Here is a 7,503-nt window from a genome sequence, read left to right on the forward strand (position 1 = left end):
AGCACCCCTGCCCTGGTGATCAAGAGTTTTGCGTCAGATTCGGACGGAATTCTGACGTAAACCTCTTGATCACCGGGCAACGGGTCAGGGGGTGGGGGGTTCGCCGGAGTCCAGGACCGCTTGGGTCCAGCCGCCCTGGATGACGCCGGTGGCGTCCAGGACCGCCCAGTCGACGACGTCGGTCGCCTCCACCACCACGGGGGCGCCGATGCGGACGCTCTGGTCGGTGTTGGCGTCGCTGGCGCTCACGCCGACGATCCGTTCCGGCGCCTCCCAGGAGGTCACGCCCGCCCATACGTACTCCGGGCCGTCATCGCCGGGCAGGCCGTACTTGACCACCAACTGCGACTCGGCGGGCAGCTGTCCGGCGACGAACCGGGCGCGCGCGTCACCCAGCGCGGCACGGGCGGTGGCGACCGCCTGACTCATCGCGTCACCCGACCGGGCGTAACGCACGTCCGGCTGGATCCCGGAGAACAGGGTCGCGCAGGCGGCCGCGTAGTAGCGCCCGTCCGGGCCCGGGTGACCGGCCGGCGGGCGCAGGCTGAGGAACGAGTCGGCCTCCGGGTCGGTCGCCGGGTCCAGCTCCAGGCGCAGCAGCACCGGTGCGGTCGCGCCGTGCTGTTCCGGGTTGCCGTACGCCACAGCGATGTCGTGCCCGGTGACGGTGGCGAGCACCGGCAACTGCACGAACGCCGGAACCTCCTCGCCGGTGAGCCCGTCGGTCCAGTCCCGCAGCAGTCGGCGGGCCGCCCCGGTCATCACCGCACCCCAGGCGCGGGTGAGGTGGTCCGGAACCCCCTGGGTCTGCAACTCCAGCAACCCGAAGCGCCGCAGGCCCTTGGTGGTGAACCACAACCCCTCGGTGTCGGACGAGTACGGCACCAGCACCCAGTCGACCAGCCGGATCCGGCCCTGCTCGTCGGGGAGCGAGCGCAACGCGGTCGCCGGGTCGAGGAACTGCAGACCGAAGACGTCCACCACGTCGCCGTCGTGGGATTCCGCCACGGCGGCCGCGACCGCGCGGGCCGCCCACTCGTGCGCTGGTGGCCAACCCGGCCGGTACTCGGCCTGGACGACCACCAGGTGGGTCGCCGCGGCCAGGCGGGCCAACTGCTCCTCGGTGGCGCCGAACGCGGTGAGCAGGTCCGGCGGCAGCTCCGGGAACTCGCTGATCGGCCGGGTGTCGACGCTCATCAGCGGGCTGTCGAGCATCTGCCGGGCCAACCCGTGCACCGGCTCGGCCAGTCGGCCGGTCAGCGCCGCCACCGCGGTCTTCGCGCTGACCTTCGGCAGCCCCGTCATCGGCACCAGGTAGGTCGCGCTGAGCGACTCCGGCACCGGTACGGGCAGGAAGTCGTCAGTGATGAGCATGGGGTTCCCCCGGTGGCCGTGCCGGTGCTGTCGAGCCGAACGCTACCCGGCCGGTCGTGCCCGGTTCAGCCGGACAGCACCAGACCCAGGTAGACCAGCGTGGTGACCACCTCGACCGTCGCGCCGAGGACGTCGCCGGTGATCCCACCGAGCCGGCGTACCACGTGTGTCAGCAGCAGTGCCGCGACGGCGAGCGCGGCGACGACGGCCAGCGGCCCCTGCCACGGGCGGCCCGGCACGGCGGGCACCGCCAGCAGCGCGACGGCGACCGCGCCGACGGCCAGTGCGACCGGGCCGACGGTGCCGGCCACGAGCGCGCCGAGCCCGTCCGGCCGGGCCGCCGGAACGCCCCGTCGGCAGGCCACCGCGACGCCGAACCGTCCGGCGGCGGTCGCCGTGACCACCGCCGCGACGCACGCCGGCCAGGACCGTCCGGCCAGGTCGGCGAGCGCCGCCGCCTGCACCAGGAGTACGACCACCAGGGCGACCACCCCGAACGGGCCGACGTCCGGCTTCTTCATGATCTCCAGGGCGGCTGCGCCCCGCCGGTACGAGCCGAGCGCGTCCACGGTGTCGGCGAGCCCGTCCAGGTGCAGCCCTCGGGTGAGCAGCGCGGCGGCGCCGACCGTCACACCGGCGGCCACCAGTGGTGGTGCGAACGCGCCGCTCAACAGCAGCACTCCGGCCAGCAGCGCGCCGAGCAGCGCGCCGACCGCCGGTGCGAGTGCCATCGCGGTGCCGGCGACCGGGCGGTCGATCCGTCCGGCCCGCACCGGCACCGTGGTGAACGTGGTGACCGCCAGCCGGGCCCCGGCGAGGAGCCGCGACTCAGACGGCACGCCAGCCCGACGCCGGCTGGTCGTCCGCCCCGGTGCTGGCCGGGCCCGGCCCGGCCGGTTCCGGCTCGGCGAAGTCGGGCTCGGTGCCGTCCGGGTCGGTGTTGCTCGCGTCGAGGTAGCTCGGCTCGTCGATGTTCGGGGCCGCCTCGCCGGTCGGGGCCGCCTCGCCGCCGCCGAGCGACGGGTGGACCGGCAGCGCGGCGGACAACGCCAGCACCGAACGCAGCAGCGGCAGCGCGACCAGCGCGTTCGCGCCCTCGCCGAGATCCAGCCGCAGGTCGAGCAGCGGGGTGAGACCCAACACGTCGGCGGCGAGCCGCACCGCCGGGTGCCCTCCGTGGTCGGCGAGCAGGCACCAGTGCCGCGCCTGCCCGGCCAGGTCGCGGCTGACCATGCCAGCGGCCACGCCGACCGGTCCGTCAAGCAGCACCGGCACCCGGCGGGCGGTGGCGCCGAGCAGCACGCCGGTGGCCACCGCCACGTCGCCGCCGCCCAGCTCGGCAAGGATGTCCTTCGCGCCGCGCGACGAGCGGCGGGTGCGGTGCAGGGCGTCGCGTACGGCCGCGCAGCGGACCATCCACGCCGCGTCGTCGATCTCGCCGGTGTCGGTGATCACCCGGCCCAGCACGGTGGGCGGCTCCGCGCCGGCGGTCGCCGCGAGCACCGCCGCGGCCGCCGCCTCGGTGCCGGCTCCACAGGCCCCCAGGACCAGCAGTTGTACGCCGGCGTCGGCCGCCTGTTCGGCCAGCCGCCAGCCGTAGCGCAGCGCGGACTCGACCTGGTCGAGCGTCAACGCCGGCTCGTCCTCCATCGCGGCGGACGCGGGGACGTCCACCACCTGCAAGCTCGCGCCGTTCTCGGCGGCCAACCGCGCCAACGCGCCCTGGCCGGCGCGGGCCTGCGCGGCCCGGCGTGCCGACTCACCGGCGACGGCACCGGCCGACCCTCCGCCGGCGTGGTCGCCGTGCAGCAGCAACACCCGCACCGAACCCCACGCCTGTGGGGTCGGGGTGCCCTGGGTGGCGGCGGCGAACCCGACCACCCGGTCCAGCACGCCCAGCCCGGCACCCGGTACGTCCAGCGTGGCCAGCCGGTCCACCGCCTGCGGGCCCGCGTACTCGTCGGGCATCGGAAGCTCCATGCCCGGCTGGATGACCAGCCCGGTGGCCACCATCGGCAGCGCCATGGTGGGCGCGGCCCAGGGGTTGCCGGGCTCCTGGTTCGGTACGGTCGGAGCCGTGTGGGTCAACACGTCGGGCAGCTGCACCTCGGGGATGCCCTCGGCGTCGGCCAGGGTCGCCACGACCGGTGCGGTGGCGGGTGCGGGTGCGGGTGCGGCCGGTTCCGTCGGTGCGGCGACGGGCTTCAGCCAGACCGGTTGGCCGGCGACGACCAGCACCACCGCCTCGCAGGCGTCGGCGACCGCGCGGTTGGCGGCGCCCAGCGCGTCGGTGAACGCCCGGCCCAGCGGGGTGGTCGGCACCAGCGACAGCCCCACCTCGGGGCTCACCAGCACCACCCGCGCCGAGCAGGTGCGCAGCGCGTCGGCCAGTTCGGCGATCGTCGCCACGTCGTCGGCGGGCTGGTGGTCCGGGTCGAGCAGCACCGTCACCCAACCGCCCAGGTCGTCGACGAGCAGCGTCTCGTTGGGCTCCGCGGACGCGAGCACGTCGGCCAACCGGCGTGGGTCCTCGGTGGTCTCCTCGGTGGTCCAACTGCCCGGCCGGCGGGCGCGGTGCGCCGCCAACCGGGTCGCCCACTCGGTGTCCTCCGGGTCGCCCTCGGGCGCGGTGGCGACATAGCGGACCACCGGCGCGTCGGTGACCAGGGACTCGGCGAACTCGGACTTGCCAGACCGGATACCGCCGAGCACCAGGACCGTGTTCCACCCCTGTACGGACATGCCCGTACCTTAGTTCTCATCCTTCGGGGCCGGGCACGTCGCCCCAACCCTGCCGAAGATCAAAAGCCCGTTCCGCAACCATTGCGGGAAAGCGTCCATTTTCCTGCCCCGGACGCGGCGCGACCCCGGGCCGCTTCACCCACCGCCGCTGGCAATCGTGGACACTTACCGTTAGCGCGTGACGGAAAATGTCCAAGATTTACCGTGCCAACTCCCGCGAGGTCGCGCACCGGGGGGAACCACCAGCGTGGTGGCACGGGCGGCGATGATCAGTCGCAGTGTTCGAAGCCGCTGCCGTAGGTGACCCCGCCGGTGGCGCCGCCCCACTTCACGCAGGTCCCGGCGGCACTGGCCTTCACCGGTCCGGCGTAGTAGTCGAAGGACCCGCTGTCGGTGCTCCGGGCACGCCCCTGCACCTCCAGGTACGCGGACGCCGCCGACTTCGTCCCGACCGCGGTGTCCTTGAGGGTGACCACGCAGTTGGTGCCGGTGCCCGAGTGGTACGTCAGGAAGACGCGGCCCTTGCGCTGCCCGTCGGTGCCGGTCAGTGTCGCCGAGTCGATGACCTGGTAGCCGCTGCCGCACGCCTGCGCCGCCGTGTACGGGTTGGGCCGGCTGGACGGGGTGCGGCTGGGCGTCGGTCGGCTGCTGGTCGTGCCGGTCGGCGTGCTGCCCGGTGCGCCGGCGGTCCGGCCCGGCCCGGCGCTGCTCGTCGCGTCGGCCGGGGATCCGGTCGGGTCGGCCGTCGTGGTGCGGGTGGCGCCCGGCGTACCGCTGGGTCGGGGCCCGGTGGTGGTCGCGTCCCCGGGCGGCAGCGGTGCGTCGCTGACCGCCGCCGACTCGCCGGCCAGCGCGGGTGTCTGGTCCGCGGAACCCGGCTTCGCCTCGGGCCGGAGCGCCACCACGGCCACCGCGACGACAAGCGCGACGAGGACGACCGCACCGGTCCCGACCAGCAGTGGACGGCGTCGGCCCACCGGCCCGATCCCGATCGCGTCCTCCCGGGTCGGCCTCGGCTCGGTCGTCGCTTCGACCGCGACGTTCGCCGGTCGGCGTAGAGCGGAGGGCTCCGCCGACACCGACCCGGCGGGCGGCGTCGCCCCGACCGGCAGCGCGGAAACCAGGCCGGCCGGCGGTGCGGAAGCCAGGCCGGCGGGAGTGGCGGGGGCCGGGCCGGCCGGCGGCGCGAGGGCCGGGATGGCAGGCGAGGCGGCGGCCGGGACACCCGGGGTGGGAGCGGCGATCGCCCACGGTGGGCGGGCCGAGACCGGGATGCTCGCCAGTGTCGAGTCGCGGGCGTCGGCGGCGGCCGCCGCCAGCTCGGCGGCGCTGCCGAACCGGTCCTCGGGGCGCTTGCCCAGCGCGCGAGCCACCACGGCGGCGACCGCCGGTGGGGTGTCCGGCGGCAGTGGGGGAGGCTCCTCCTGGGCGTGCCGCAGCGCCACAGCGAGCGGGTTGTCGCCGTGGAAGGGCGGTTGCCCGGCAAGACAGAAGTACGCCACCGCGCCGAGCGCGTAGACGTCGGTGGCGGCCGAGACGGGCTGCCCGGTGGCCTGCTCGGGCGACATGTACGAGGCGGTGCCGAGCACCATGTTCGCGGCGGTCAGCCCGGCCATGTCCCGGGACCGGGCGATGCCGAAGTCGACGAGCACCACAGTGCCGTCGGCCTTCACCAGGAGGTTGCCCGGCTTCACGTCCCGGTGCACGATGCCGGCGAGGTGGGCGGTGTGCAGCGCGTCCGCGGCCTGGGCCAGCACCGACATGGTGGTGGCGGGGTCCAGCCGCCCCGCCGCGCGTACCCGGGCGGACAACGGCTCGCCCTCGACGTACTCCATCACCAGGTAGTCGACCCGGCTGCCGTCGGCGAGCATGGCCTGCCCCACGTCGTGCACCGGAACCACGCCGGGGTGCCGCAACGCGGCCAGCATCCGGGCCTCGGCCCGGAACCGGGCGGTGAACTCCTGATCGGCGACCAGCGACGGCAGCAGCACCTTCACCGCCACCTCGCGTTCCAGCAGCACGTCAGTGCCGCGCCAGACCGCGCCCATCCCGCCCGTCGCCACCCGCTCGCCCAGCCGGTACCGGTCGCCGAGCAGCACTCCCCGAGTCAACACCGGGCCACCGTACCGGTCGGCCTCGATCGAATTGATCCACCTGCGGGTCCTGCCGGGGGCAGCGAGGGGCCGTTGCGCGCCGGGCCGACTACGCTGGCGGGGGTTCGTCCCACGGGGACTTCAGCGGCGAGGGGAGACGCGGCATGGCGTGGAGCTGGCGGTACGAGGGCACGGACGGTCAGACGGTCGAGGGACCGGCGGAGTCGTTCGGCAGCCAGGCCGACGCCGAATCCTGGATCGGTCAGACCTGGCGGGAACTCGCGACGTCCGGCGTCACCTCGGTCGCGCTCGTCGAGGACGACCGGGTGGAATACCGGATGAGCCTGCTGCCCACGGCCGAGTGATGGCCTACGACCGGCCGGGCGCCGACGGGCTGGTCCTCGGCGTGCCCAAGGCGGCGTTCCGGCCCAGCCCGATCTTCCTCGGCCTGGTCGCCCTCTTCGCGGTCAGCGGGGTGCTGGCCTGGAACGGTTACGGCAACGTCCGGTTCAACGTGTTCCTCTTCGTGGTGTCCGGCTGGCTGGTGTCGCTGTGCCTGCACGAGTACGCCCACGCGGTGGTGGCGTATCGGGCCGGCGACCGGGACATCGCCCACCGGGGCTACCTGACGCTCAACCCGTTGAAGTACACCCACCCGCTGCTGTCGATCGTGCTGCCGGTGGTGGTGCTGCTGCTCGGCGGCATCGGTCTGCCCGGCGGCGCGGTCTGGGTGGACCGGCACTCCATCCCGGGTCGACTGCGGCACACCCTGGTCAGCCTCGCCGGCCCGGCGACCAACGTGCTGTTCATGCTGGTGCTGGTGGCGGCGGTACGACTCGGCACCCAGTCGGGCGGCCCGGTGGAGTTCTGGGCCGGGGTGGCGCTGCTCGCCTTCCTCCAGCTCACCGCCAGCGTGCTCAACCTGCTGCCGGTGCCCGGCCTGGACGGCGGCAACATGATCCAGCCGTGGCTCAACCCGCAGTGGCGCAAGATGTACGACCTGTTCGCCCCGTACGGCTTCATCCTGCTCTTCGCGCTGCTGTGGAACCCGCGTATCGGCGGCTGGTTCTTCGACGCGGTCTTCGCGGTCGGTGACCTGCTCGGTCTGCCGTCGTGGCTCTACGCCACCGGCCTCGACCTGATCCGTTTCTGGCAGAGCTGAGTTGAGCTGACCCGGTCCGGGTCGGAGCTGAGCTGACCCGGTTGCAGCGGCGTGCTCTACCTGTACCGGGGTCAGGCCAACGGGCGTTTCGACGATCGGTCCGTCTACGGAACGACAGGGTGGACGTCGACC

6 protein-coding genes are annotated in these 7,503 nt (G+C 74.2%); 2 read left to right on the forward strand and 4 right to left on the reverse strand.

Annotated features, from left to right (window positions below; translation table 11 throughout):
* Positions 1–84: 84 nt before the first annotated feature.
* The 4 genes from ACWCO3_RS28430 to ACWCO3_RS28445 form a co-directional block, all read right to left on the reverse strand.
* Positions 85–1,374, reverse strand: coding sequence for a DUF2314 domain-containing protein (locus ACWCO3_RS28430; protein ID WP_357935725.1), 1,290 nt, complete (start codon positions 1,372–1,374; stop codon positions 85–87).
* Between the two features lie 65 nt (positions 1,375–1,439).
* Positions 1,440–2,213 (reverse strand): adenosylcobinamide-GDP ribazoletransferase, encoded by a 774-nt coding sequence (locus tag ACWCO3_RS28435; RefSeq protein WP_450012955.1) that lies wholly within the window; start codon positions 2,211–2,213, stop codon positions 1,440–1,442.
* On the reverse strand, positions 2,203–4,116 hold the full coding sequence (locus ACWCO3_RS28440; protein WP_450012957.1) for a bifunctional adenosylcobinamide kinase/adenosylcobinamide-phosphate guanylyltransferase: 1,914 nt from the start codon (positions 4,114–4,116) through the stop codon (positions 2,203–2,205). The genes ACWCO3_RS28435 and ACWCO3_RS28440 overlap by 11 nt, the downstream gene beginning before the upstream one ends.
* 269 nt (positions 4,117–4,385) lie before the next feature.
* Positions 4,386–6,230, reverse strand: a complete 1,845-nt coding sequence (locus tag ACWCO3_RS28445; RefSeq protein WP_450012959.1) for a protein kinase domain-containing protein — start codon at positions 6,228–6,230, stop codon at positions 4,386–4,388.
* Between the two features lie 143 nt (positions 6,231–6,373).
* Between ACWCO3_RS28445 and ACWCO3_RS28450 the strand changes: the two genes are divergently transcribed.
* A complete protein-coding gene (locus tag ACWCO3_RS28450; RefSeq protein WP_088988327.1) occupies positions 6,374–6,574 on the forward strand; it encodes a hypothetical protein in 201 nt (66 codons plus the stop codon).
* The gene (locus ACWCO3_RS28455; RefSeq protein ID WP_145779644.1) at positions 6,574–7,371 is read left to right on the forward strand and encodes a site-2 protease family protein; all 798 of its coding nucleotides are present in this window, start codon (positions 6,574–6,576) and stop codon (positions 7,369–7,371) included. Before ACWCO3_RS28450 ends, ACWCO3_RS28455 begins: the two co-directional genes overlap by 1 nt.
* Positions 7,372–7,503: the final 132 nt, after the last annotated feature.

Source organism: Micromonospora sp. NPDC002411 (genome assembly GCF_053592955.1).

Coding starts and splice junctions, on each gene's coding strand:
- ACWCO3_RS28455 (WP_145779644.1), top strand. CDS start 6,574: ATGGCCTACGACCGGCCGGGCGCCGACGGGCTGGTCCTCGGCGTGCCC.
- ACWCO3_RS28450 (WP_088988327.1), top strand. CDS start 6,374: ATGGCGTGGAGCTGGCGGTACGAGGGCACGGACGGTCAGACGGTCGAG.
- ACWCO3_RS28430 (WP_357935725.1), bottom strand. CDS start 1,374: ATGCTCATCACTGACGACTTCCTGCCCGTACCGGTGCCGGAGTCGCTC.
- ACWCO3_RS28440 (WP_450012957.1), bottom strand. CDS start 4,116: ATGTCCGTACAGGGGTGGAACACGGTCCTGGTGCTCGGCGGTATCCGG.